Raw genomic sequence first — 23,785 nt, 5'->3', positions numbered from 1 at the left:
GCAGAAGGCACTATCCAACAGATAACCTGGACTTTTCAGGGATCGTGCGGATGGCCGATCTACGGCGGGAGGGCAGGGCTGGAGACTTTTCCGCGAGGAGTGGAATTTTCTTAAGAGTATTCGCTTGGCTTGTCCGCTGAATATTTATAACTAATTGATTTTTAAGTATTTAACTCGTGGCATGGTAATTGATTGGGGGTCGCCGGCGCGGCACGCAAGTGGCCGCGCGCCAATCCGATAACAACAAAAGGCCGGCACTCCCATGTTCGATCAATCCGTTCGCCTTCGCGTATCCCGCCTCGCCTGCGCCATGCTCCTGGCCGGCGCCGCCACCTCGGCCCTCGCCACGGAGGGCGGCACCTCCTCCTGGCCCATGGGCATCGAGATCTACGGGATGGGCATCCTTCCACCGCCTGGCACCTACGCCCAGCTGTTCGCGGGCAACTACCTGGCCGATACGTTGCGCGACAACGGCGGCCACAAGGCCGCTGACATCGACCTGCGGGTCTCCACCCTGGTGCCGCGTTTCGTCTGGGTGACGGAGCAGAAGGTGCTGGGCGGCGACCTCGGCTTCCATGCCCTGCTGCCGCTCACCGACATGCGCCTGAACATCAAGAATGGCCCCCACGACCACAAGCGCGGCATCGGCGACGCCCACCTGGGGCCGGTGATCGGCTTCCACCCGAGCGAGAAGTTCCACGTCGCCACCGGCGTCGACTTCGTGCTGCCCACCGGCAGCTACGACAAGGACGACATCATCAACCTGGGCACCCACTACTACACCGTGCAGGCGGTGCTGGCGATGACCTACGTGGACCCGGCGGGGCCCAACGCCGACATCCGCCTGATGCACGACTACAACTTCGAGAACCGCGCCACCGACTACCAGTCCGGGCGCGAACTGCACGCCGATTACACCCTCGGCTGGGGCATGGGCAACGGCTGGGTGCTCGGCGTCGGCGGCCACGCCTACCAGCAGATCAGCGACGACAAGCTCGATGGCCATACCGTCGAGGACTCCCGCGGGCGGACCTTCTCCATCGGCCCGGCGGTGCAGTATGCGAGCAAGGACGGCTGGTTCTTCAGCGCCAAGTGGCAGGACGATACGGGCGTGCGCAACCGCCCGGATGGGCAGACGTTCTGGTTCAAGTTCACTACGCCGCTTTGAAGGGGCGGGGGTTCTTCGTAGGAGCGAGCTTGCTCGCGAACAGATTCCGCAGCGGGGCTCATTCGCGAGCAAGCTCGCTCCTACGAGAAGCCGTGCCTGCCTGAACCGTAGGAGCGGAGCTTCTCCGCGATAGCCGGAACCACCGGCGCGATTCGCGGATGAGATCCGCTCCTACGCTGCCCCGCCTACGCCATTCCCCTGTAGGAGCGCGCCCTGCGCGCGAATCGCGGACAAGGTCCGCTCGGTAAACATGACGCCCCGTAGGATGGGTTGAGCCTGCGATACCCATGCGGTCGTGGTGATGGGTATCGCTTCGCTCAACACCATCCTACGAAAGGCCATGCTCGCCCATGCGGTAGGAGCGGAGCTTCTCCGCGATAGCCGGAACCATCGGCGCGATTCGCGGATGAGATCCGCTCCTACGCTGCCCCACCTGCGCCATTCCCCTGTAGGAGCGCGCCCTGCGCGCGAATCGCGGGCAGGGCCCGCTCCTACACTCTCCGGCAAACACAACGCCCGTAGGATGGGTTGAGCGAAGCGATACCCATCACCCTGGCCCGATGGGTATCGCAAGCTCAACCCATCCTACGAAAAGCGCCTCGGCGCAGTTCGCAAGACAGTTGCGGCCTCAGCGCCCCTTCAACCGGTAGCTGACCTGGGCGCGGCTCATGCCGAGCATCTGCGCGGCGGCGGTGATGTTGCCGCCGGTGCGTTCCATCGCCACCTGCACCAGGCGTCTTTCCACGTCTTCCAGGGAGATGCCGAGGGTCGGGTTGCGGCCGGAGACGAAGGCGAGCAGGCTGGCCAGTTCGGGTTCTTCCACGGCCTTGCCGGGCGCTGCTTCGGGCGTCGCTGGCGCCTGCTCGGGCTGTTCGCCGCCGGCTTCGGCCAGGGGGCGCGTCAGCCGGCCTTCCGCCGTCAGCCCTATGGGCGCGGCGATCGGTGCGGCGCCGCCTTCGGCCAGGTGGATGACATCCATCACCTCGCCATCGGCGGCGGCGATGACGCCGCGTTCGATGAGGTTCTGCAGCTCGCGGATGTTGCCCGGGAAGCGGTAGGTCAGCAACGCGTTGACCAGGCGTGTGCTGAAGCCCGCCAGTTGCCGGCCGTGGCGCAGGCTGAACTTGCGCAGGAAGTAGCTCATCAGCAGCGGGATGTCTTCCCGGCGCTCGCGCAGCGGCGGCAGGTGGATGGGGAAGACGTTCAGGCGGTAGAACAGGTCCTCGCGGAAGCGCCCGGCCTCCACCTCGCGGCGCAGGTCGAGGTTGGTGGCCGCGACCACCCGCACGTCCACGCGGATCGCCGTGGTGCCGCCGACCCGCTCCAGCTCGCCCTCCTGCAGCACGCGCAGGATCTTGCTCTGCGCGGCCAGGCTGAGGGTGGCGATCTCGTCGAGGAACAGGGTGCCGCCGTTGGCCCTTTCGAAGCGCCCGGGCCGCGAGCGCTCGGCGCCGGTGAAGGCCCCGCGCTCGACGCCGAACAGCTCGGCCTCCACCAGGTTCTCCGGCAGGGTCGCGCAGTTCAGCGCCACCAGCGGCCCCTGGCTGCGCTTGCTGGCCTGGTGCAGGGTGCGGGCGAAGAGTTCCTTGCCCACGCCCGATTCCCCGGTCAGCAGCACCGTCGCCTGGGTCGGCGCCACGCGCTGCAGCAGCTGGCTGGCGGCCATGAAGGCGGCGGAGATGCCGACCATCGGCTGGTCTTCGTCGGGGCTGGGCAGCGTGGCGACCGTGGTCGCCTGGCTGCTGCCGTAGGTGCTGCGGCCGAGGAAGTCGCTGGCGTCCAGGTGGGCCAGGTCGGCGTCGATGTCGTCCCATTCCTCCGCCGGCTTGCCGATGATGCGGCAGGCGTGGTGGCCCATGGCGCGGCACTCCACCTCGCGGAACACCACCAGGCGCCCGAGCAGCGACGAGGCATAGCCGCTGGCGTAGCCGATGCCCATCCAGCACGAGGGCTCGCTGCCCAGGCCGTAGGTGGCGATGTGTTCGTCGGCCTCCAGCGAGTTGTGCCAGAAGAACTCGGAGTAGAAGTGGCCGATGCTGGTGTCGATCTCGAAGTTGATCGGCTCGACGTTGACCATCCCTTCGAGCATGTGCAGGCGCGGCCCGGCGCTGTACAGGCTGGCGTGGTCGCCCTCGGGCCACTGCTCGCTGACCTGCGCCGCGTCGCGCGCGCCGGCCTGCCAGCCGATGCGGGTGAGCAGGCCGCGGGCCTTGTCCAGCCCCTGGGCCTCGATCAGTTCGCGGCGGATGGCGCCGAAGGCGGAGCCCTGCAGCAGCATCATGCGCTGGCCGCACAGCCAGATGCTGCCGTCCTGGGGAGAGAAGGCCACGGTCTCGGCCAGTTGCTCGGCAGAAGGCAGGCCCCGTGGATCGAATTGGCAGGCGCGGTCGACGATCAGGCGTTTCTGCCGGCTGAGCATGTGCCGGAAGAACTCTTCGTCCACCGCGCGCCCGTGTTTGCCCGGATTTGTAATAGTCATAAGGCAGTTCAAGAAGACGCAGGCTGGTCTGGGGAGTATGCCGGCCCGGCCACGGCGGTCAATCGGATTCCAGTCCGAGGGGGAGGGGCGGCGAGCGCAAAACGTACGATAACCGCACGAAATCCCGTTTTTGGCCGCGTCCGTCGAGCTTTCTCCAGCGCCGCGATTTTCTCTGCACAAAATTCCGCGGCCGCCGCGCCGCCAGCGCGAAAGGCGCCGTAGAAGTCTTCCGATAAAATCACAACTATTTGTTTTTAAAGGATATTTTTACGGATAGCGCAACTGGCACGATAGTTGTTAATGCCGAAACACTTGCAACTGAAAAATCCATAACAAGAAACCGGTGATTTCGACATGAACATCCTCCGCGCTTTCCGCCATGCCCGTGCACTAGCCCATCCCGCCCTTGCCCGGCGCCGCCCGGCCCGCCCCGGCGACTGACCTTCGCCCAGCCCGTTTCCCTGTTTCCGTGGCCTTCGCCCAGGCCGGCGGCGGCCGTCCCTCGTCCAGACAAGAGGCACCAGCAACGATGAGCACCAGACCCCAGCCCTACCAGAACCTCGACCTGCAGCCGATCGCCGGCGCCTGGCGCGCCGGCGGCAGCGGCCGGCACATGGAGGTCCTCGACCCCTACACTGGGCAGAGCCTGCTGCGCCTGGCCCTGGCCGACCGCGCCGACCTTGACGCCGCCTATGCCAAGGCCGCCGAGGCCCAGGTGGCGTGGGCCGCCAGCGCGCCCGCCGAACGCGCCCGGGTGATGCTCGAAGCGGTGCGCATCCTCGATGCGCGCCGCGAGGAGATCATCGACTGGCTGGTCCGCGAATCCGGCAGCACCCTGCTCAAGGCGCAGATCGAATGGGGCGCGGCGCGCGCCATCACCCTGGAGGCGGCCAGCCTGCCGAACCGCGTGCACGGGCGCATCGTCGCCTCCAACGTGCCGGGCAAGGAAAGCCGCGTGTACCGCGTGCCGCTCGGGGTGGTCGGGGTGATCAGCCCGTGGAACTTCCCGCTGCACCTGACCCAGCGTTCGCTGGCGCCGGCCCTGGCCCTGGGCAACGCGGTGGTGGTCAAGCCGGCCAGCGACACCCCGGTGTCCGGCGGCCTGCTGCTGGCGCGCGTGTTCGAGGAGGCCGGGCTGCCGGCCGGCGTGCTCAGCGTGGTGGTCGGCGCCGGCAGCGAGATCGGCGACGCCTTCGTCGAGCACCCGGTGCCGGCCTTCATCTCCTTCACCGGCTCGACCCAGGTCGGGCGCAACATCGGCCGCATCGCCAGCGGCGGCGCGCACCTCAAGCACGTGGCCCTGGAGCTGGGCGGCAACAGCCCCTTCGTGGTCCTGGCCGACGCCGACATCGAGCAGGCGGTGAACGCCGCGGTGGTGGGCAAGTTCCTCCACCAGGGGCAGATCTGCATGGCGATCAACCGCATCATCGTCGAGCAGCCGGCGCTGGAGGCCTTCACCCGGCGCTTCGTCGAGCGCGTCCAGGCGCTGCCCTATGGCGACCCGCGCAAGCCGGAAACCGTGGTCGGCCCGGTGATCAACGACCGCCAGCTGCAGGGCCTGCGCGAGAAGGTCGCCAAGGCCCTCGACGAGGGCGCGCGGCTGCTGGTCGGCGGCGAGCCCCAGGGCAACGTCATGCCGCCCCACGTGTTCGGCGACGTGCACGCCGGCATGGAGATCGCCCGCGAGGAAATCTTCGGCCCGCTGGTGGGCATCCAGGCCGCGCGCGACGCCGAGCATGCGCTGGAGCTGGCCAACGGCAGCGAATACGGCCTGTCCAGCGCGGTGTTCACGTCGAGCCTGGAGCGCGGCGTGCAGTTCGCCCAGCGCATCCACGCGGGCATGACCCACGTCAACGACATGCCGGTCAACGACGAACCCAACGCGCCCTTCGGCGGCGAGAAGAACTCCGGCCTGGGCCGCTTCAACGGCGACTGGGCGATCGAGGAATTCACCACCGACCACTGGATCACCCTGCAGCACTCGCCGCGGCCCTATCCCTTCTGAGCGGCCGGCGGTCCCACCAATCCAATAACAAGATGGAGTACGAAATGTCCTTATCCTTCGACAGCCCGGCTGTGAAACGGACCTTCGCTGCTTGCCTTTGCGTGCCCTTGCTCGTGCTGGCCGGTAGCGCCTTCGCCGACGGCGACGGCGTGTGGAAAGGCGGCGCCAACGTCTACGAGAAAGTCTGCGGCCGCTGCCACGAGACCGGCATCGGGCCGGAGCTGAAGGGGCGCCAGCTGCCGTCGCCCTACATAGTCGCGGTGGCGCGCAACGGCCTGCGGGCGATGCCGGCCTGGCCCGCGTCCTTCATCGACGACAAGGCGCTGCAACAGGTCGCCGACTACATCTCGCAGGCGCCCGCGCCGGCGGCCAAGCCCTGAGGAGCGCGCCATGAATCTCGAACGTCGTTCCCTGCTCAAGGGCATGGCCCTGGGCGGGCTGGCGGGCATCGCCATGGGCGGCTCCGGCCTGGCCCTGGCGCGTGGCGTCGCCGGCAGCGCCGCGGCACAGCCGACGCTGGTGCTCATCAGCCCGGCCGTAGCCGGCTCGGCCTTCCTCCAGGGCATCGCCGCCAACCCGGCCGCGGCCCGGGCCGAGCTGCTGCGCAGCGATGCCAGCCTGGCTTTCGTCCGTGAACTGCAACAGCGCCTGGAGGCCGGACGGCCGCAGCGCATCGTCGGCCTGCTGGACGACGCCAGCGCCGCGCTGGTGGTGGACCTGGCGCGCAGCGCCGGCGCCCGCGTGCAGTGGCTCGGTGAGCACAGCGCCGATGCGCGCGCCTCGCGGCACCGGCTGATCACCGCGGACGCCGCCCATGGCCACGCCCTGCAACTGGGCCTGCAGCTGGACGCCTGCGGCGCCGGCTTCGACCTGCGCGAGCAGTGCCCGCTGGGCAGCCGCCAGCCCCTGCGCCTGGGCGCAGCCGGCCGCAGCGCCGGCAACGCCGAGCAATGGGCCGCCACCCTCGGCTACGGCCTGGCCTCGCTCGGCGCGCAGCCGCCGGCGCCCGCGCCGCTGGTGGCCGGCCGCCTGAGCCCGCTGGCCGGGCATTTCGTTTCGTTCTCGATCCAGGCTTGAAGGAGCACCTCCCATGACTGACGCAACCAACAAGGCCGTGCTCCCGCGCGGAGTCGACGCGAACCACTTCCAGCAGGCGCTGGCCAAGTTCCGCAAGCTGCTGGGCGAGGACAACGTCCTGGTCAAGGACGACCAGCTGATCCCCTACGGCAAGATCATGATGCCGGTGGACAACGCCGAGCACGCGCCTTCCGCCGCCGTCACCGCCACCAGCGTCGAGCAGGTGCAGGGCGTGGTGAAGATCTGCAACGAGTTCAAGATCCCGCTGTGGACCATCTCCACCGGGCGCAACTTCGGCTACGGCTCGGCGGCCCCGGCGCAACGCGGCCAGGTCATCCTCGACCTGAAGAAGATGAACAAGATCATCCACATCGACCCGGAGCTGTGCACCGCCCTGGTCGAGCCCGGCGTCACCTACGGCCAGCTCTACGACTACCTGCAGGAAAATAATCTGCCGCTGATGCTGTCGTTCTCCGCGCCCTCGGCCATCGCCGGCCCGGTGGGCAACACCATGGACCGCGGCGTGGGCTACACCCCCTACGGCGAGCACTTCCTCATGCAGTGCGGCATGGAAGTGGTGCTGGCCAACGGCGACGTCTACCGCACCGGCATGGGCGGGGTGCCCGGCGACAAGGCCTGGCAGGTGTTCAAGTGGGGCTACGGTCCGACCCTGGACGGCATGTTCACCCAGGCCAACTACGGCATCTGCACCAAGATGGGCTTCTGGTTGATGCCCAAGCCGCCGGTGTTCAAGCCCTTCAGCATCGTCTACGACGACGAGGCCGACATCGCCGACATCGTCGAGATGATCCGTCCGCTGCGCATCGCCCAGATCATCCCCAACGCGGTGGTGATCGCCAACGCGCTGTGGGAGGCCGCCGGCATCAGCGTGCGCCGCTCGGACTACATCAAGGAGAAGGGCGCGACGCCCGACTCGGTGATCCAGCAGGTCGTCAAGGACAAGGGCCTGGGCCAGTGGAACGTCTACGCGGCGCTGTACGGCACCCCCGAGCAGGTGGAAGTGAACTGGAAGATCGTCACCGAGACCGTGAAGAAGTCCGGCAAGGGCCGCATCGTCACCCAGGAACAGGCCGGCGACACCCAGCCGTTCAAGTACCGCGCCGAGCTGATGAGCGGCGTGCCCAACCTGCAGGAATTCGGCCTGTACAACTGGCGCGGCGGCGGTGGCTCGATGTGGTTCGCCCCGGTCAGCCAGGCCCGCGGCAGCGAGTGCGACAAGCAGAAGGTGCTGGCCAAGCGCATCCTCAACAAGCACGGCCTGGACTACACCGGCGAGTTCATCGTCGGCTGGCGCGACATGCACCACGTGATCGACGTGCTCTACGACCGCACCGACCCCGAGGAGACCCAGCGCGCCCACGACTGCTTCGCCGAGCTGCTGGACGAGTTCGCCAAGGAGGGTTACGCCGTGTACCGCGTGAACACCGCCTTCCAGGACCGCGTGGCGCAGATCTACGGCCCGGTCAAGCGCCGGGTGGAGCACGCCATCAAGCGCGCCCTGGACCCGAACAACATCCTCTCGCCGGGCAAGTCCGGCATCGACCTCGCCAACAACTTCTAGCAACCGCAACGGGCCCCGCCGGCAATCGCCGGCGGGGCCGTTTCGCACAGCTGGATCCACTGGCCCGTTCCGCGCACGCCGGGTGCCGGGGGCCCCGGAACGGGAGCGACTCGCGCCATGCGCAACTGGTTTGACAACCTCGGCGTCACCTACAAGCTGGGGCTGGGCTTCGGCCTGGTCCTGTGCCTCACCGCGCTGCTCGCGGTGGGCGACTGGATCAGCCGCGAGAGCCTGCTGGAGCGCAGCCGGGCCCAGGAGGTCTACGGCGCGCTCAACGAATCGCTGGCGGAACTGCGCCTGTCGCTGCAGGACTATTTGCTGGACGGCGCCAAGGCGGCCAGCGAGCAGCGACTGGGCGCGGCGCTGGATGACTTCGAGCGCCAGCAGGCGGCGATGCGCGCGCGCAAGCTGTTCGCCCGCGCGGACCTGCTCGCCCTGGAGCAGCAACAGGGCGAACTGGTCGGCGACTACCGCCAGGCCCTTGGCAAGCTGCAGGCCGCCAACCATGCGGCCAGCGCCGTTCGCGACGAGATGGCCGAGCGCGCCGAGCGGGCCTTCAAGGCGCTCAGCGCCCTGCAAGCGCTGGCGGCGGGCCTGGACGAACACGACGAGCGCCGCTTCGCCTACTACCAGGCCGGCACGCAGCTGATGCAGGACCTGCTGCTGGTCCGCTACCGCGCGGCGGGCTACGTGGCCCACCCCGGGCCGGAATCCGAGCGGCTGCTGAACGAACAGATGCGTCTGGCCATGGAAAACTTCCCGCGCCAGGCCAAGGTCTTCGGCGCACAGCCCCCCGCCGAGCTGATGGCGGTGGCGGCGGACCAGCAGAGCTACGCCAAGTGCATCGAGGCCTACCGGGCCGCCACCGCCATGGTGGAACAGGCCCGCCAGGTGCTGGTCAAGGTCGCCGAGCAGACCCGCGAGATCACCCAGACGCTGACCCGTCAGCAGATCGAACTGCGCGACGAGGTGGCGGCCTTCAGCCGCATGGCCCAGGCCAGCGTGGCCTTGCTGGCGATACTGGCCAGCGCCCTGGCCGCCTGGTTCATCACCCGCCGCATCACCCGGCCGCTGCACGACACCATGCAGGTGGTCGAGCGCATCGCCTCGGGCGACCTGTCGCAGAACATCCAGGTCCGCCGCCGCGACGAGCTGGGCAGCCTGCAGCAGAGCATGCAGCGCATGAGCTGGAACCTGCGCGACCTGATCGGCGGCATCCGCGATGGCGTGACGCAGATCGCCAGCGCCGCCGAGCAGCTTTCGGCGGTCACCGAGCAGACCAGCGCCGGCGCCAATAGCCAGAAGGTCGAGACCGACCAGGTGGCCACCGCCATGCACGAGATGTCCGCCACCGTGCAGGAAGTGGCGCGCAACGCCGAGCAGGCTTCCCAGGCCGCCTCCGCCGCCGACCGCGAGGCCCACGACGGCGACCGCGTGGTGAACCAGGCGGTGGAGCGCATCGAGCGCCTGGCCCGGGAGGTGGAACGTTCGGCCGACGCCATGCAGCGCCTGGAGCAGGAGAGCGAGAAGATCGGCAAGGTGATGGACGTGATCAAGTCGGTGGCCGAGCAGACCAACCTGTTGGCCCTCAACGCCGCCATCGAGGCGGCCCGCGCCGGGGAGGCCGGCCGTGGTTTTGCCGTGGTGGCCGACGAGGTGCGCGGCCTGGCCTTGCGCACCCGGCAGTCCACCGAGGAGATCGAAGCCCTGGTCGCCGGCCTGCAGAACGGCACCCGCCAGGTCTCCAGCGCCATGCTCGGCAGCCGCGAGCTGACCGCCAGCAGCGTGGCCCTCAGCCGCCAGGCCGGCGAGTCGCTGGGCAGCATCACCCGCACGGTGTCCAGCATCCAGGCGATGAACCAGCAGATCGCCACGGCGGCGGAGGAACAGAGCGCCGTGGCCGAGGAGATCAGCCGCAGCGTGGTCAGCGTGCGCGACGTGTCCGAGCAGACTGCCGCGGCCAGCGAGCAGGTCGCCGCTTCCAGCGTGGAGCTGGCGCGGCTGGGCGGCGAGCTGCAGGCGCTGGTCGGCCGCTTCCACGTCTGAGCCCCGAACGCCGCCGGGGCCTGGGCACGCCCTCAGTCGTGCCCGTCGTCGTGGCCCCGGCTCGGCACCATCCCGGGCGGCACCAGGCCCTCGGGCAGCCAGAGCCGCTCCAGGTTCCTGAAGCCCCAGCGCAGCGGGTCCTCGCGCTGGACGATGCGGTCGTAGATGCGCACGTCGGCCAGGTCGCGCAGTTCCTTGGCGATGGCCTGGCGCCGGTGGGAACAGAAGAACACCTGCACCTGCGGGCGCGTCAGGTTCTCCGGGTTCTGCTGCACCACCACCCCGAGGTGCCCGGACTCCAGGCGTACCAGGCTGCCGATGGGGTAGATGCCGATGGTCTTGACGAAGGCCTGGAACAACTGCGGGTCGAAATGCCCCTCCCAGCTGGCCATGCGCGCCAGGGAGCCGGCGGCTTCCCAGGCGCACTTGTACGGGCGGTCCGAGGTGATGGCGTCGTAGACGTCGCAGATCGCCGCCATGCGCGCCAGCAGGCTGATCTGGTTGCCGGCCAGGCGGTGCGGGTAGCCGGTGCCGTCGTAGCGTTCGTGGTGGTGCAGGCAGACGTCCAGCACCTGGGGCGACAGCCGGGTGTGCTGGCGCAGCATCTCGTGGCCGCGTTCGGGGTGGGTGCGCATGATGGCGAGCTCGGCCTCGTCGAGCTTGCCGGGCTTGTTGAGGATCGCCGGCGGCATGGCCATCTTGCCGATGTCGTGGAGCATCCCGGCCAGGCCGGCCTCGCGCTGGGCCTCGACGTCCAGGCCGAGCTGGCGGGCCAGGGTGACCATCAGCGCGCACACCGTCACCGAGTGCATGTAGGTGTATTCGTCCTTGTTCTTCAGCCGCGCCAGGCTGATCAGCGCCGAGGCGTCGCGGGCCAGCGAGGCGCAGATGTCCTCCACCAGCGGCAGGCACAGGTCCAGGTCGATCGCCCGGCCCATGCGCGCCTCGCGGAACAGTTCCATCAGCGTCAGCTTGGAGCGTTCGAGGATGCGCGCGGCTTCGAAGAACTCGTTCGGATAGATGGCCGGCGGCGCCTCGCCGACAAGCGCCACGACCGGCTCGGCGATGCCTGTGGCGGGCGCCGCGCCGGGGCCCTGCGCCGCCGGCGCGACGGCGTCGGTGACGCCCAGGCCGCGGGCGTCGTCGATCCACAGCCATTGCACGCCGCTGTTCTGCAGGGCGCGCAGGTCGCCGGGGTTCTCCAGCATGAAGCGGGTCTTCCAGAAGGGGTGGGACAGCCAGCTGCCCTCCAGCGACTGGATGAACATGCCCAGGCGAACCTGGTCGGTGCGAATCCGCTTAAGCATGGGGCAGGCTCCGTGGCGGCGGCGCCGGGCTGCGGCAGCCCTCCGGGGAACGCCGGCCGGGGCGGGCGGGCGAGACAGTCACGCACTCTGCTGGCATGGGGTACCTACGGGCCAAGGGGCCTCTCCTTCGTTCGGTGCCATTATCTCGGCGCCAGGAAGTAGCGCTTCTGCTGGAGTGCTGTGGCCCTTTGCCAGCAGGCAAAATATTTTCGTCGTATACGGAAAATTCCCTCTGTAATGGCAAAGTAACGGTCGGGCGGGGACTGACGTGTAGGAACTCATCGGAATGCCGAGCTTTATTCCCGATGCGCTGGAGGGGCAGCGCATCCTGGTCGTCGATGATCTGGAGAGCGAGCGTCGCCTGCTCGCCGAATACCTGCAGCAGCAGGGCTGCCGCATCTACCTGGCGAGCAACGGCCAGGACGCCTTCAAGAAAGTCCAGATGATCAACCCGGACCTGGTGCTGATGGACGTGCTGATGCCCGTGTGGGACGGCCTGACCTGCTGCCGGATGATGCAGGCGAACACCCATACGCGGGACATCCCGGTGGTGTTCCTGAGCGGGGCGAACACCCCCGAGGAGCGCGTCCAGGGGCTGCTGGTGGGCGCCGTCGACTACATCACCAAGCCCTTCAACCTCGAAGAAATCCGCCTGCGCCTGGCCATCCACCTGCGCCGCTGGGGCACCGACCGGCAGGCCTCGCCCATGCCGCCCAGCCACGCCGGCAACCTTGACAGCATCCTCTTCCAGTCGGCCCGCCAGGTACTGCTGCGCACCCTGTCGCACACCCCGGAACTGCAGGAGCTGGCCGAGGCCGTGGGCACCAACAGCAAGCGCCTGAACGAGGCCTTCCGCCAGTGCGTGGGCGTGACGGTCTTCGAGTACCTGCGCGAGGAGCGCATGAAGGAGGCCTGCGTGCTGCTCAGCGGCACCGGCCTGCCGATCCAGGCCATCGCATTGGAGGTGGGTTTCACCAGCGGGGCCAACTTCTCCACCGCCTTCCGCGAGCGCTATGGCCTCTCGCCCAGCCAGTTCCGCCAGTCGCGCCTGGACCTGGAGCCCGGCGATGCGCCCTGACCCGCGCGCCGCCTTCACGGCCCTGCTGGGGAGCCTGGCGCTGCTGCTGGTCATGGGCGTGTCGCTGTTCCTCAACCGCGGCGACCTGCAGGCGCCCTACATCGACCTGACCCGCAGCGCCCAGGTGTTCGAGGAGGCCCCCGGCCAGGCGCTGACGCCCGAGCAAGCCTGGCGCCAGGCCGACTGGCGGCCGGCCGATGCCAGCAGCCTGGCGGCGCCGCGGCGGGAGTCGACGCTCTGGCTGCGCCTGCGGCTGGAAAACCCCGACGCCCTCGCCTGGGAGCGCTGGCTGGAAGTGGCGCCCTGGCGCGTCGGCGAGGTCGACCTGTACCGCCTGGACGCGGCCGGCGGGCGCGTCGACGGGCACTGGCGCATCGGCCTGTCGGTGCCCCTGGCCGAGCGTTCGCTGCACAGCCGGCGCAACCTGCTGCCGGTGGCGCTGGCCCCGGGGGAGAGCCGCGAGCTGCTGCTGCGGGTGCGCAGCGAGAGCCGCCCGGGCCTGGCCCTGAACCTGTGGGACATGGGCGCCGTGCTGGCCCAGGACAACGTCGAGCAACTGACCCATGCGATGCTGTTCGGCTGCGTGCTCACCCTGACCGTGCTGCTGTTGCTGCGCCTGGACTGGAGCTTCGCCATGCTCGCCGTGTGGCTGGGCGCGGCCTACGCCCTGGAGGCGGAAAAGGAGGGCTACCTGGCCTTCCACCTGTTCAGCGGGCAGTTCATCCACGGCCCGGGCATGCGCATCGCCTTCTGGCTGGTTTCCCTGGTCGGCTTCCTGGTCGCCGCCCGGCGCCTGCTCGGCCTGGCCGGGCAGGGCGCATGGCGGCGCCTGTACCTGGCCGGCGTGTTCGCCTGCCTGGCGCTGGCCGTCGCCCTGCCGCTGCTGCCGAACAACCTGGCGCGCACGCTGAACCTGTCGCTGAGCTTCTGCCTCCTGGCCTGCTGGCCGCTGTCGCTGTTCTCGCTGCGGCTGCGCGGCGACTTCTGCCGGCAGGTGCTGGCGGGGCTGTTCCTGCTGAGCTGGGCGGAAAGTTCCTGGTTCATCCTTCGCTACCTGCTCAACCTGGGCTACAGCGGGCAGTTCAGCGTGGACGTGGTGATGCTCAGGCTGAGCATCATCATCGGCATCATCGGCCTGTTCACCCTGCAGCAGCAGATGCGCAAGCAACGCCTGGAAACCGAGAGCCTGCAGAGCGAACGCCGGCAGAAGGCGCAGCTGGAAGAGGCGGTATCCCGGCGCACCGCGGAGCTGCAGGCCGCGCTGGTGAAGGCCAAGGACGCCAACCAGGCGAAGATCGACTTCCTCGGGCGCGTCAGCCACGACCTGCGCTCGCCGCTGACCTCCATCATCGGCTACGCCCAGCTGCTGCAGGAGGAGGGCGGGCGCAGCACCCGCAAGGCCGGTGTCATCCTGCGCAGCGCCGGCCACATGCTGACCCTGATCAACGACCTGATCGACCACGCCCGCGGCGTTTCCAGCGACCGCCTGGACATCCAGCCGGTGTACATCCACGGCCTGCTCGACGCGGTGGCGATGGACGCGCACATCCTCGCCCAGCGCAACCGCAACGCCTTCCGCCTGACGCTGTGCGGCGACATTCCCACGGTGCTGCAACTGGATGCCAAGCGCCTGCGCCAGGTGCTGACCAACCTGCTGGACAACGCCGCCAAGTTCACCCGCGACGGGCGCATCGCCCTGCAGGTGCAGGCCGCCGGGCAGCCGCCCAAGGCGGGCCTGGCGCAGCTGCGCTTCTGCGTCAGCGACACCGGCTGCGGCATCCCCGAGCAGGACCTGCCCAAGCTCTTCACCCCGTTCTTCCGCTGCGACGCCACCGGCGTGGAAGGCGCCGGGCTCGGCCTGGCCATCGTCGAGCACTGGGTCCAGCTCATGGGCGGGCGGGTGACGGTGCAGAGCGCGCCCGGCGAAGGCACCCGGGTTTCCTTCGAGCTGACCCTGGCCGTCGGCACCGAGCAGGACATGGCCCAGCCGCAGCTGTTCGACCTGCCGATGAAGAGCCTGCCGGTGCGCGGCGAGGGGCAGCTGGTGTGGGTCGTCGAGGACAACGCCGACATCCGCGACATGCTGGTGGACCTGCTCGAGGCCAGCCGCTTCCGCGTCGAGGCCGCCGTCGACGGGCAGGACTGCCTGGAGCGCCTGATGGGCCCGGGCGGGCAGCGGCCGGACCTGGTCCTGACCGACTACCTGATGCCGCGCTGCAACGGCGGCGAACTCCTGCTGGCGCTGCGCGAGCGCTGGCCCGGGCTGCCGGTGGTGCTGATGTCCGCCACCCAGCAGACCATGCAGTCCCTCGGCCAGGCGGGCGGCCTGCCGTTCGACGCCAGCCTGGTTAAGCCCATCAGCCTGGCCGACCTGGGCGTGACCCTGGCCCAGTTGCTGCGCCTGCGCGGCGGCCTGGCCGGCGTGACCGAAAAGCCTGACCGCCGTCAGCAAGCGCCGGCCGAACAGTTGGAATCCTTGAGCCGAGGGCAGCGGCAACAACTTCAGGCGCTCGTGGAAGCGGGCGCCATCACCGACCTCATCGAATGGAGTCGAACACTCGCCGATGCCTCTGGGGAGTTGGCGGTGTACTTGCGAGAACTGGCAGAAACAGGGGACTTGGACTCCATGGAAGAAATGATGGGGTTACTGGGAAGCAACCCGTGAAGTCCCGCGTTTTATTTTTGGAAAGGAAAGGCCCTGGCGGCTTGCGGGCTTAGGGGGTCGAGTGTGGGGAGTCAAATGAAAAACAAACAACACCGGGCGTTCGAGGTGCTCGTCATCGACGATGAGCCGCTGGTCGCATCGGAGCTTTCCGAAGTGCTGGAGAGCGTCGGTTTCTCCTCGGTCGGTTGCAGTTCCATCGCCGAGGCGGTCGCGCTGTTCAAGAAGAACGCCAAGTTGCGCATCCTGGTGTGCGACCTGAACCTGGGCAGCGAATGGGGCCTGGACGCCATCAAGGAAATCCACGGCGCGGTGGGCGACGACTACATCTTCGAAGTCATCGTCCTCACCGGGTACGGCGAAAGCGACAAGGTGGTCGAGGCGATGCGCGCCGGGGCCTCGGACTTCCTGATGAAGCCGGTGGCGCCGCAGGAGCTGATCGAGTCGGTGGAGCGGGTGGAGAGCAAGCTGCTGCAGAGCATCCGCCGGCAACGCAGGATCCTTCACCTCAACGGCCGGCTGGAGCATATCGCGGAGTCGCTGAACTCGCTGTTCCAGGACGTCAGCGCGATCAAGATGGACGTCCACGGCGGCCCGAACGTCTTCGACCTGGACGATGACGAGCGCGCCGCTCCGGACAAGGTCGACATCAGCAGCCCGCTGTTCTTCAACCTGACGCAACGCCAGCAGGAAGTCGCGCAGTTGATCTGCAAGGGCTATTCGAACTACCGGGTGGCCCATGAGCTGGGCATTTCCGAGAACACGGTGAAGCTCTACATCACCCAGATATTCAAGCTGCTGCGGGTCAGCAACCGCACCCAGCTGGCCATGCTGCTGGCCGCCTCCTCCGGCGCGCCTGGAGGCTTGGATGCCAGGGGGGCGCTGAGGTAATCCGCAATAAGCGGGCGCCTACAGGTCGTGGTTCGCCTTGCGCCTGGGCGATGACTTGAGCGCCAGCTGCGTGCGGTTGCTCAGCCCGGTGAGGCGCAGCGACTGGGAGACGTAGAGCTTCACCGTATGCTCGCTGATGCCCAGCTTGCAGGCGATCTGGTAGTTGCTCAGGCCTTTGCCGATCAGCCTGACCACGTCGAGCTGGCGCAGGGAGAGCTTGGCGAAGAAGGGGTTGGCCAACTGGTCTTCCGGCGTGTTCAACAGGGCCTCGTCGTCCTTCGAGGGCTCGCCCCTGGTGGGCCTGGACGCAGTGCTCGCGTAGTTGATGGCCTTCTTCGCATCGCTGGCCAGGGACTTCAGGCTCTCGGTCAGAACGTCCAGGCGCGACTCCGCGCGGATGACCCGCTGCCGGTCGCGGGCCCGTTCCTCCAGCTTCTCGGCCAGCTTCTCCAGCGCGGCCAGCAGGTGCTCGGGGTTCAGCGGCTTGGCGAGGAAGTCGCAGAAGCCGCTGCGCAGCACGTCGATCAGTTCGTCCTTGCCGGCCCGCCCGCTGATGGTGATGGCCTCGAACAACCTTTCGCTGCCGGCCAGCGCCTGCATGCGCTCCAGCACCCGCGGGCCCAGGCTGTCCTGCAGGTCGAAGTCGAGGATCAGCATGTCGACGCCGGGGTTGGCCTGGAACAGCGCCAGGGCCTGTTCCGCGGTGTGCGCGCCCAGGCAGGGGTAGCCGGCGCAGTTCAGCAGGTCGACGACCTCTTCGACGATGTCGGGCTCGTCGTCGAGGATGAGTGCCTGGTGCCCGTGCAGGTTCGCTTTTCTTGTTGTAGCCACTGTGTTCAGACCTTGTTGCGCAGGCGCCGGGCCCTGGCGGTTCAGCTGGATTGCTTGAGGTTTCGCGAGCGCAGTTCCAGGTATTCGCTCAGGTCCTGGAGCCTGTCGCGCTCCAGCTTCCTGCGCATGTGCGACCTGATCCGGCTGACGAAGGTGCGGGGTTCCACCGGCTTGGGGATGAAATCGGCCGCGCCCAGTTCGAACCCCTCCAGCTCGGCTTCTGTGGTGTCCTCGCCGGTGAGGAAGATGATGGTGATGTCGCGGGTGCGGGCGTCGGACTTGATCGCTTCGCACAACTGATGCCCGTTCATGCCCGGCATGCCCAGGTCGGCGATGACGATGTCCGGCAGGGGCGTTTCCTCCAGCGTGCCTAGGGCTTCGTGGCCGGAGCCTGCGGTTTTTATATTGAACAGGCTTTCGAGCAACTCTGCCGTCAAAGCCAGTGCGTCCGGGTCATCGTCAACGAGCAATATCAGGGGAAGTTCCGAACGGGTCAGCATCGCTTTTACCGAAGTTCTGCGGAGAGTGGTGTTCGCCTGTTTCCTTTTTGATTTCCGCTGGGCAGGTTTTATTGATTAAAGCTGCCCAGTGCGCGCGCGGATATTCATGAATTTGCCCCACTTCAATTGCGGATATGAAGTGGGGCGGTGCGATTGCCGCGGCGAGAAATCAGAGCGCGTCGGAGATCTGCTGGAAGACCGAGACCAGCTTGGGACCGAGGATCTTCAGGGTGGCGATGATGGCCACGGAGATCAGGCCGGCGATGACCGCGTACTCGATCGCGGTGGCCCCTTCCTTGTCCTTGGCGAATGCCTTTGCGGAAGAGACGAGTTTCTGGATTTTCAACTTGAAGTTCATGGTGCCTCCGTTGCGGGTATATCTTCCGATTCTTTTATGGGGAGTAACTTTTTACAACTAGTAGGAAGGGCCTAGTAGCTTTTGGTCGTTTTATTTATCGGGGCATCAAGGTAGCTTGCCGGCCTTCTCGCGAGATCGACGAGTCTGCTTTCGATACTTGCTTCCCGAATGTGCTTTCCGCTGGCTGCAACGAAATAATCATCATGAAAAGTAAATTGTTGATGGCGTTTGCCGGGCTTCTGTTACTGGGGGCGGTGGTGGTCGGTTACCTGGGGTTGTCCATCGGCAGGCCCGAGGCGCCGGTGGTCGCCAGCGAACCCGTTCCCACCGTGCTCCCCACCGATCCGGACAAGCTGCAGCGCACCCCCGTGGTGGTGGTCACCCGCGACCTGCCGGCGCTGGCGCTGCTGGGCAAGGACGATCTGCGCCTGGAATACCTGCAGACCGCGCCGGCGGGCAGCTACACCCAGGTCGAGGCCTTGCTCGGCCAGCGCGTGTGGGTGCCGGTGGCGGCCGGCAGCATCCTCTCCGGCGCCGTGCTCGAACCCGGCGGGCCGCTGGCGCGGACCATCCGCGCGGACGAGCGGGCCATGGCCATCGCCGTGGACGACGTGGTCGGCGGCGGCGGCTTCGTGCTGCCGGGCGACTACGTCGACGTGGTGCTCTACGTCGCCGACCAGCAGGGCATCCAGCGCGACGTCCGCGCCCAGCTGGTGCTGCCGGGCGTGCGCGTCCTGACCTATGGCGAGCAGATCGCCGTGGGCGGCGACGGCCAGGCGCGCAATGCCGACGACGGCAAGGACAAGGAACGCAAGGTGGCTCGCACCGCGGTGTTGGCGGTGCCGGCGAACGCCACCGCGCGGCTGATGCTGGCCAGCCAGGCCGGCTCGTTGCGCCTGGCGGTACGCAGCAAGGACGAGAAGCTCTACGAGAAAGAGCAGCAGGGCAGCTACCAGCACACCGCCCTGAGCGCCGCGAACACCGAGTCCATCACCCTGGAGCAACTGCTCGGCCGCCGCCAGCCGGTGGCCGCGGCGGTTCCGCGCAGCCCGGCCCGGCCGCGGGCCGCTGCGGGCGTGACGGTCTACCGCGGCGGCACGGTCGCCCACGAGGCGCCTTGAATCAGCCCCTGAAGCAGGGAGAGGGAGTAGTTAGGATGGCTTGCAATATGGGATACCGGCGTCCGGCTGGTGGGGTGGGCGTTTGCCTGGCGGGCGTCATGGCATGGGCGCTGCTGGGTTCGGCGCAGGCCGCGCCCAAGGCCTGCGAAGGGCTGGCGCAACTGCCGCAGAAGCTGGTGCTGGCGCTGCAGCAGGGCGTCCAGCAGGACCAGCAACTGCCGCTGCCGATCAAGCGCCTGGCCATTGGCGACCCGCAGATCGCCGACGTGCAGCTGCTGGACAAGCGCAACTTCCTGGTCACCGGCAAGGCCCAGGGCGAGACCAGCCTGCTGGTCTGGACCGGCTGCCCGGGCGACCCGCTGCGGGCCCAGGTGCAGGTGGCCGGGCGTTCGATCCGCGACGTGGGCGCGACCAGCGACGCCGTTGCCGCCGCCAACCTGGCCAGCCAGGTGCAGACCGACATCCGCTTCGTCGAGGTCAGCCGCAGCAAGCTCAAGCAGGCCAGCACCTCGCTGGTGCGGCGCGGCTCCAACCTGTTCATGCTCGGCGCGCCGGGCAGCCTGAGCGGCATCAGCGTGGGCTCCGACGGCGGTGTGACGGGCAACTTCGGCACCAGCGACAGCGGCTTCAACGTCATCTGGGGCGGCGGCAGCAGCAAGGTGCTGGGCTTCCTCAACATGCTCGAAGGCAGCGGCTTCGCCTACACCCTGGCGCGCCCCAGCCTGGTGGCCACCAGCGGGCAGAGCGCGTCCTTCCTGGCCGGCGGCGAGTTCCCCATCCCGGTGCCCAACGGCGATAACAACAACATCACCATCGAGTACAAGGAATACGGCGTGCGCCTGACCTTGACGCCGACGGTGATGTCCACCGGGCGCATCGCCCTGAAGGTGGCGCCGGAGGTCAGCGAGCTGGACTTCTCCGCCGGCATCCAGACCAACGGCATCGCGGTGCCGGCGCTCAACGTGCGGCGCACCGACACCAGCGTGATCCTCGCCGACGGCGAGAGCTTCGTGATCAGCGGCCTGATCAGCAGCAACACGGTGAGCAACGTCGACAAGTTCCCCGGCCTGGGCAACCTGCCGGTGCTGGGCGCGTTCTTCCGCTCCTCGCAGCTGGACAAGGACGATCGCGAACTGCTGATGGTGGTCACCCCGCACCTGGTCCAGCCGCTGGCGGCCAATGCCGCGCTGCCCAAGCTGCCCGGCGAGGGCCTGCGCAAGTACGACCCCGGCTTCGGCGAGTTCTACTTCCTGGAGAACGGCCAGTACGACGGCCGCGCTTCGGCCAGCGGGATGTCCCAGTGATGGCCGGCGATCCGTTGGGCCGCAGCGGCAGCCGCGTGCCCGCCGCGCAAAGCCGCAACCTCGCCCAGACCTTCGTCGCGCTGACCCAGCATGCCGGCGAGCTGGAGTGGCTGCAGAGCAGCCTGGCCAGCGCCGGCCAGGTGGTCGCCGCCACCAGCGGCACCCTGGAGGAGCTGCTGGCGCTGCTGGAAGTGACCGGCGCCGGCGTGCTCTTCATCAGCCTGAACAAGGCCAACCTGATGGTCCACGGCGCCCTGATCGAGGGCCTGGTGTCGGCGCGGCCGATGCTGGCGGTGGTGGCCGTGGGCGATGGCCTGGACAACCAATTGGTGCTGGCGGCCATGCGCGCCGGCGCCCGCGACTTCGTCACCTACGGCGCCCGCGCCAGCGAACTGGGCGGGCTGGTCCGGCGCCTGGGCGGGCGCCTGCCCAGCGTGCCGGTGAGCGCCGTGCAGCAGGGCGAGCTGTTCGCCCTGGCCAGCGCCCGGCCGGACGCCGACGGCGCCTTCGTCGCCCTGCACCTGGCGTTGGCGTTGCAAGCCCGGGAGGGCAACCGGGTGCTGCTGGTGGACATCGGCCAGCCGGCCGGCGAGGCCCTGGCCATCCTCGGCATGGACGCGCCCTTCACCTTCGCCGACGCCATGCGCAACCTGCGCCGCCTCGACCAGACGCTGATCGACAGCGCCTTCAGCCGCCACGACTCCGGTCTGCGCCTGCTCAGCCTGACCGACGAGCCCGGGGTGCTGGAGCGCATGACCACCGCCGAGCTGTACCTGCTGCTGGGCAACCTGCGCGGCGCCTTCAGCCACGTGCTGATCAACTTCACCGCCATGCCCGAAGGCGAGCTCGCCCGCCAGTTGCTGCAGCAGGCCAGCCGCGTGCTGTGGCTGGTGGACCAGAGCGTGCCCTCGTGCCGGAAGGGCCTGGAAAGCCTGCGCCGCCTGCGCGAGAACAGCCAGGCGCTGCCGCGCATCGAACTGCTGGTGGAGCGCTACCTGCCCGCGGTGCCGCCGGACGAGCAGGCCCTGTGCCGCATGTTCGGCCTGGAACTCTTCGGCGTGTTGCCGGCCTCGGCCGAGGCGCGCCTGCGGGCGAAGAACCTCGGGCGCAGCCTGTTCGAGGTGGCCCCGCGCGACCCCCTGGCGCTCAAGCTGCGCGCCCTGGCCGAGCCGCTCGGCGCGGTGGGCGGCCAGGCGCGGCGGCGCTTCCCCTGGTTCGGCCGCTTCCGGGGCGCGCGTCCATGAGCTACGCCAGCAGCCTCGGCGCGCACGAGCAGGAAATGCAGCTGCTGAAGATGCGCTTGCACCGCTACATCATCGACGAGATCGACGAAGACGGCGTGAACCTGCTGGAAGGCGCGCGCCCGGCGGTGGCCCAGTACGTCGCCGAGAAGGTCGGCGAATACGCTGCGCGGCGCCAGCTGGCGATCTCCCGCTACGAGCTGGACCGCCTGGCCGAGGAAGTGGTGGACGAGCTGACCGGCTTCGGCCCGCTGGAAGTGCTGCTGCGCGACCCGGACATCAGCGAAATCCTGGTCAACGGCCCCGACCGCGTTTTCATCGAGCAGCGCGGCCGCCTGTACCAGAGCGACCTGCGCTTCATCGACGACCACCACGTGTACCGCGTCATCCAGCGCATCCTGGCGCCCCTGGGGCGGCGCCTGGACGAATCCAGCCCGATGGTCGACGCGCGCCTGCCCGACGGCAGCCGGGTCAACGCCATCATCCCGCCGGTGGCCCTGGACGGCCCGTGCATCTCCATCCGCAAGTTCAGCAAGGAGCTGCTGCAGAGCGCCGACCTGCTGGCCTACCAGAGCGTCGACGAGGCGCTGCTGGGGTTCCTCCGCCAGGCCGTGGAGAACCGCTGCAACATCCTCATCAGCGGTGGCACCGGCACCGGCAAGACCACGCTGCTAAACGTGCTGAGCGGCTTCATCGACGCGCGCGAGCGCATCGTCACCATCGAGGACACCGCCGAGCTGCAGCTGGGCCACGACCACGTGGTGCGCCTGGAGACGCGCCCGCCGAACGCCGAGGGCTACGGCGAGGTGACCGCCCGCGACCTGATCCGCAACGCCCTGCGCATGCGCCCGGACCGCATCATCCTCGGCGAAATCCGCGGGGTGGAGGTACTCGACGTGCTGCAGGCGATGAACACCGGCCACGACGGCTCGATGAGCACGGTGCACGCCAACTCGGCGATGGACTCGCTGCTGCGCATGGAAATGCTGGTGGGCCTGGCCGGGCACAAGCTGCCCGAGCAGACGCTGCGGCAGATGATCTGCGCGGCGCTGGACATCGTGGTGCAGATCACCCGCCAGGCCAACGGCCGGCGCTGCATCAGCGAAGTGCTGGAAGTGCTGGAGGTGCGCGACGGCATCTACGTCACCAACTCGCTGTTCAGCCTGGACCGGCGCGCCAGCGGCAGGTTCGTGCGCACCGGCGTGCCGTCGGGGCTGAAGCTGCGCCAGGTGGCGGCATGAGCGCCGGGGCGCTGTTGCTGGCGGTGGCCAGCCTGGCGCTGGTGGGCCTGGCCGTGCTGCTGCTCGGCCTGGGCCTGCGCGCGCGCAACAACGAACAGGTGGTGCGCCGCCTGGTGCCCGGCCAGGCCCTGGGCGACCTCGCCGCGGCGCGGCCGCGCACCCAGCACTGGCTGGTGCGGCGCATGCGCCGCGCCGGCATCGTGCACATGCGCCCCTGGCTGGTCGGGGCGGGGCTGGCGATGCTGGTGCTGGCCGTGCCGGGCTGGCGCCTGCTGAACGTGTTCGGCGTGCTGCTGGCCGTGCCGCTGGTGCTGCTGCTGTTCAACGGCCTGCTCGGCCTGCTGTACCAGCGCCGCCTGCAGAAGATGATCCGGCAGATGCCGGCCTTCCTCGACCAGGTGGTGCGCAGCCTGCAGGCCGGACGCACCCTGGGTGACGCCATCGAGCAGGCGGTGGTGGCGGCCGACGACCCGCTGCGCTCGATCTTCGCCCGCGCCAGCAGCCACGTGCAGCTGGGCATCAGCCTGCCCGAGGCGCTGCAGGACATCGCCGAACTCTACGACGTGGAAGAGTTGCACATCCTCGCCCTGGGCGTGACGGTCAACTACCGCTACGGCGGCAACACCACGGACCTGCTGGACAACATCATCAAGGTCATCCACGAGCGCGAGAAGATCGGCCGCCAGCTGCGCGCCATGACCGGCGAGACGCGCTTCAGCGCCCTGGTGCTGGCGGTGCTGCCGCTGGGCCTGGGCATGTACATCCTGGCCAGCAACCCCGGCTACCTGATGGCCATGTGGACCGACGGCTTCGGCCGCACGCTGCTGCTGACCTCGCTGGGGCTGCAGGCGGTCGGCTGCGTCACGCTGTGGCGCATGCTCAAGAGCGTGTAGG

At 68.5% G+C, this 23,785-nt stretch carries 19 protein-coding genes; 14 read left to right on the top strand and 5 right to left on the bottom strand.

Features of this window, described 5'->3' with window-relative positions; translation table 11 throughout:
• The first annotated feature begins 262 nt into the window (after positions 1-262).
• On the top strand, positions 263-1,168 hold the full coding sequence (locus M8R19_RS09655; protein ID WP_009618267.1) for a SphA family protein: 906 nt from the start codon (positions 263-265) through the stop codon (positions 1,166-1,168).
• Between the two features lie 628 nt (positions 1,169-1,796).
• Here M8R19_RS09655 and M8R19_RS09650 read toward each other — a convergent pair.
• Complete coding sequence (locus tag M8R19_RS09650) at positions 1,797-3,647, bottom strand: sigma-54-dependent Fis family transcriptional regulator (protein ID WP_249917681.1); 1,851 nt, start codon at positions 3,645-3,647, stop codon at positions 1,797-1,799.
• A 529-nt stretch (positions 3,648-4,176) separates the two neighbouring features.
• On the opposite strand from M8R19_RS09650, the gene M8R19_RS09645 reads away from it, so the two are divergent.
• The 5 genes from M8R19_RS09645 to M8R19_RS09625 all read left to right on the top strand — a co-directional run bounded on the left by M8R19_RS09645 (position 4,177) and on the right by M8R19_RS09625 (position 10,357).
• Positions 4,177-5,652, top strand: a complete 1,476-nt coding sequence (locus M8R19_RS09645) for an aldehyde dehydrogenase family protein (RefSeq protein WP_249917680.1) — start codon at positions 4,177-4,179, stop codon at positions 5,650-5,652.
• Between the two features lie 44 nt (positions 5,653-5,696).
• Entirely contained in the window at positions 5,697-6,032 is a 336-nt protein-coding gene (locus tag M8R19_RS09640; RefSeq protein WP_009618272.1) for a c-type cytochrome, read from the top strand.
• A gap of 10 nt (positions 6,033-6,042) precedes the next feature.
• The gene (locus M8R19_RS09635) at positions 6,043-6,729 is read left to right on the top strand and encodes a hypothetical protein (protein WP_249917679.1); all 687 of its coding nucleotides are present in this window, start codon (positions 6,043-6,045) and stop codon (positions 6,727-6,729) included.
• A 13-nt stretch (positions 6,730-6,742) separates the two neighbouring features.
• Positions 6,743-8,311 (top strand): FAD-binding oxidoreductase, encoded by a 1,569-nt coding sequence (locus M8R19_RS09630; protein WP_249917678.1) that lies wholly within the window; start codon positions 6,743-6,745, stop codon positions 8,309-8,311.
• Positions 8,312-8,428: 117 nt separating this feature from the next.
• Positions 8,429-10,357 carry a methyl-accepting chemotaxis protein gene (locus tag M8R19_RS09625; RefSeq protein WP_249917677.1) on the top strand — a complete coding sequence of 643 codons (1,929 nt, stop codon included), beginning with the start codon at positions 8,429-8,431 and terminating at the stop codon, positions 10,355-10,357.
• Positions 10,358-10,389: 32 nt separating this feature from the next.
• Here M8R19_RS09625 and M8R19_RS09620 read toward each other — a convergent pair whose 3' ends face one another.
• Positions 10,390-11,664 carry an HD-GYP domain-containing protein gene (locus M8R19_RS09620; protein ID WP_249917676.1) on the bottom strand — a complete coding sequence of 425 codons (1,275 nt, stop codon included), beginning with the start codon at positions 11,662-11,664 and terminating at the stop codon, positions 10,390-10,392.
• A 286-nt stretch (positions 11,665-11,950) separates the two neighbouring features.
• On the opposite strand from M8R19_RS09620, the gene M8R19_RS09615 reads away from it, so the two are divergent.
• The 3 genes from M8R19_RS09615 (at position 11,951) to M8R19_RS09605 (ending at position 16,295) form a co-directional block, all read left to right on the top strand.
• The gene (locus M8R19_RS09615) at positions 11,951-12,742 is read left to right on the top strand and encodes a response regulator transcription factor (RefSeq protein ID WP_074983074.1); all 792 of its coding nucleotides are present in this window, start codon (positions 11,951-11,953) and stop codon (positions 12,740-12,742) included.
• Positions 12,732-15,407: a hybrid sensor histidine kinase/response regulator gene (locus M8R19_RS09610; RefSeq protein WP_249917675.1), complete on the top strand. Its 2,676-nt coding sequence runs from the start codon at positions 12,732-12,734 to the stop codon at positions 15,405-15,407. The genes M8R19_RS09615 and M8R19_RS09610 overlap by 11 nt, the downstream gene beginning before the upstream one ends.
• 75 nt (positions 15,408-15,482) lie before the next feature.
• Positions 15,483-16,295 (top strand): response regulator transcription factor, encoded by an 813-nt coding sequence (locus tag M8R19_RS09605; protein WP_074983080.1) that lies wholly within the window; start codon positions 15,483-15,485, stop codon positions 16,293-16,295.
• Between the two features lie 18 nt (positions 16,296-16,313).
• Here M8R19_RS09605 and M8R19_RS09600 read toward each other — a convergent pair whose 3' ends face one another.
• From M8R19_RS09600 to M8R19_RS09590, 3 genes are all read right to left on the bottom strand, one after another.
• Positions 16,314-17,126, bottom strand: a complete 813-nt coding sequence (locus M8R19_RS09600; RefSeq protein ID WP_249917674.1) for a response regulator — start codon at positions 17,124-17,126, stop codon at positions 16,314-16,316.
• Positions 17,127-17,167: 41 nt separating this feature from the next.
• Positions 17,168-17,626: a response regulator gene (locus M8R19_RS09595; RefSeq protein WP_249917673.1), complete on the bottom strand. Its 459-nt coding sequence runs from the start codon at positions 17,624-17,626 to the stop codon at positions 17,168-17,170.
• A 169-nt stretch (positions 17,627-17,795) separates the two neighbouring features.
• Positions 17,796-17,984: a Flp family type IVb pilin gene (locus M8R19_RS09590; protein ID WP_249917672.1), complete on the bottom strand. Its 189-nt coding sequence runs from the start codon at positions 17,982-17,984 to the stop codon at positions 17,796-17,798.
• A gap of 203 nt (positions 17,985-18,187) precedes the next feature.
• Between M8R19_RS09590 and cpaB the strand changes: the two genes are divergently transcribed.
• Genes cpaB through M8R19_RS09565 form a run of 5 tightly spaced genes read left to right on the top strand, consistent with a single transcriptional unit; the run spans position 18,188 to position 23,784 of the window.
• Positions 18,188-19,105, top strand: a complete 918-nt coding sequence (gene cpaB, locus M8R19_RS09585; RefSeq protein ID WP_249917671.1) for a Flp pilus assembly protein CpaB — start codon at positions 18,188-18,190, stop codon at positions 19,103-19,105.
• A 35-nt stretch (positions 19,106-19,140) separates the two neighbouring features.
• The gene (locus M8R19_RS09580; RefSeq protein ID WP_390895839.1) at positions 19,141-20,409 is read left to right on the top strand and encodes a type II and III secretion system protein family protein; all 1,269 of its coding nucleotides are present in this window, start codon (positions 19,141-19,143) and stop codon (positions 20,407-20,409) included.
• Positions 20,409-21,653 (top strand): type 4b pilus Flp biogenesis protein TadZ, encoded by a 1,245-nt coding sequence (gene tadZ, locus M8R19_RS09575; protein ID WP_249917669.1) that lies wholly within the window; start codon positions 20,409-20,411, stop codon positions 21,651-21,653. The genes M8R19_RS09580 and tadZ overlap by 1 nt, the downstream gene beginning before the upstream one ends.
• On the top strand, positions 21,650-22,891 hold the full coding sequence (gene tadA / locus M8R19_RS09570) for a type 4b pilus Flp biogenesis ATPase TadA (RefSeq protein WP_009618290.1): 1,242 nt from the start codon (positions 21,650-21,652) through the stop codon (positions 22,889-22,891). Before tadZ ends, tadA begins: the two co-directional genes overlap by 4 nt.
• Positions 22,888-23,784, top strand: coding sequence for a type II secretion system F family protein (locus M8R19_RS09565; protein WP_249917668.1), 897 nt, complete (start codon positions 22,888-22,890; stop codon positions 23,782-23,784). The genes tadA and M8R19_RS09565 overlap by 4 nt, the downstream gene beginning before the upstream one ends.
• The last annotated feature ends 1 nt before the right edge of the window (position 23,785 follow it).

Source organism: Pseudomonas sp. R3.Fl (assembly GCF_023516765.1).
Classification (GTDB): domain Bacteria; phylum Pseudomonadota; class Gammaproteobacteria; order Pseudomonadales; family Pseudomonadaceae; genus Pseudomonas; species Pseudomonas citronellolis.
The sequence above is the reverse complement of the archived record's forward strand: the minus strand, read 5'-3'. Positions and strand labels throughout refer to the sequence as shown.

Bases quoted from the DNA above. Each gene is read 5' to 3' on its own strand.
- M8R19_RS09640 (WP_009618272.1), top strand. From the start codon at position 5,697: ATGTCCTTATCCTTCGACAGCCCGGCTGTGAAACGGACCTTCGCTGCT.
- M8R19_RS09595 (WP_249917673.1), bottom strand. From the start codon at position 17,626: ATGCTGACCCGTTCGGAACTTCCCCTGATATTGCTCGTTGACGATGAC.
- M8R19_RS09605 (WP_074983080.1), top strand. From the start codon at position 15,483: ATGAAAAACAAACAACACCGGGCGTTCGAGGTGCTCGTCATCGACGAT.
- tadA (WP_009618290.1), top strand. From the start codon at position 21,650: ATGAGCTACGCCAGCAGCCTCGGCGCGCACGAGCAGGAAATGCAGCTG.
- M8R19_RS09580 (WP_390895839.1), top strand. From the start codon at position 19,141: ATGGCTTGCAATATGGGATACCGGCGTCCGGCTGGTGGGGTGGGCGTT.
- M8R19_RS09655 (WP_009618267.1), top strand. From the start codon at position 263: ATGTTCGATCAATCCGTTCGCCTTCGCGTATCCCGCCTCGCCTGCGCC.
- M8R19_RS09635 (WP_249917679.1), top strand. From the start codon at position 6,043: ATGAATCTCGAACGTCGTTCCCTGCTCAAGGGCATGGCCCTGGGCGGG.
- M8R19_RS09645 (WP_249917680.1), top strand. From the start codon at position 4,177: ATGAGCACCAGACCCCAGCCCTACCAGAACCTCGACCTGCAGCCGATC.
- M8R19_RS09590 (WP_249917672.1), bottom strand. From the start codon at position 17,984: ATGAACTTCAAGTTGAAAATCCAGAAACTCGTCTCTTCCGCAAAGGCA.
- M8R19_RS09625 (WP_249917677.1), top strand. From the start codon at position 8,429: ATGCGCAACTGGTTTGACAACCTCGGCGTCACCTACAAGCTGGGGCTG.
- cpaB (WP_249917671.1), top strand. From the start codon at position 18,188: ATGAAAAGTAAATTGTTGATGGCGTTTGCCGGGCTTCTGTTACTGGGG.
- tadZ (WP_249917669.1), top strand. From the start codon at position 20,409: ATGGCCGGCGATCCGTTGGGCCGCAGCGGCAGCCGCGTGCCCGCCGCG.
- M8R19_RS09610 (WP_249917675.1), top strand. From the start codon at position 12,732: ATGCGCCCTGACCCGCGCGCCGCCTTCACGGCCCTGCTGGGGAGCCTG.
- M8R19_RS09615 (WP_074983074.1), top strand. From the start codon at position 11,951: ATGCCGAGCTTTATTCCCGATGCGCTGGAGGGGCAGCGCATCCTGGTC.
- M8R19_RS09630 (WP_249917678.1), top strand. From the start codon at position 6,743: ATGACTGACGCAACCAACAAGGCCGTGCTCCCGCGCGGAGTCGACGCG.
- M8R19_RS09650 (WP_249917681.1), bottom strand. From the start codon at position 3,647: ATGACTATTACAAATCCGGGCAAACACGGGCGCGCGGTGGACGAAGAG.
- M8R19_RS09620 (WP_249917676.1), bottom strand. From the start codon at position 11,664: ATGCTTAAGCGGATTCGCACCGACCAGGTTCGCCTGGGCATGTTCATC.
- M8R19_RS09565 (WP_249917668.1), top strand. From the start codon at position 22,888: ATGAGCGCCGGGGCGCTGTTGCTGGCGGTGGCCAGCCTGGCGCTGGTG.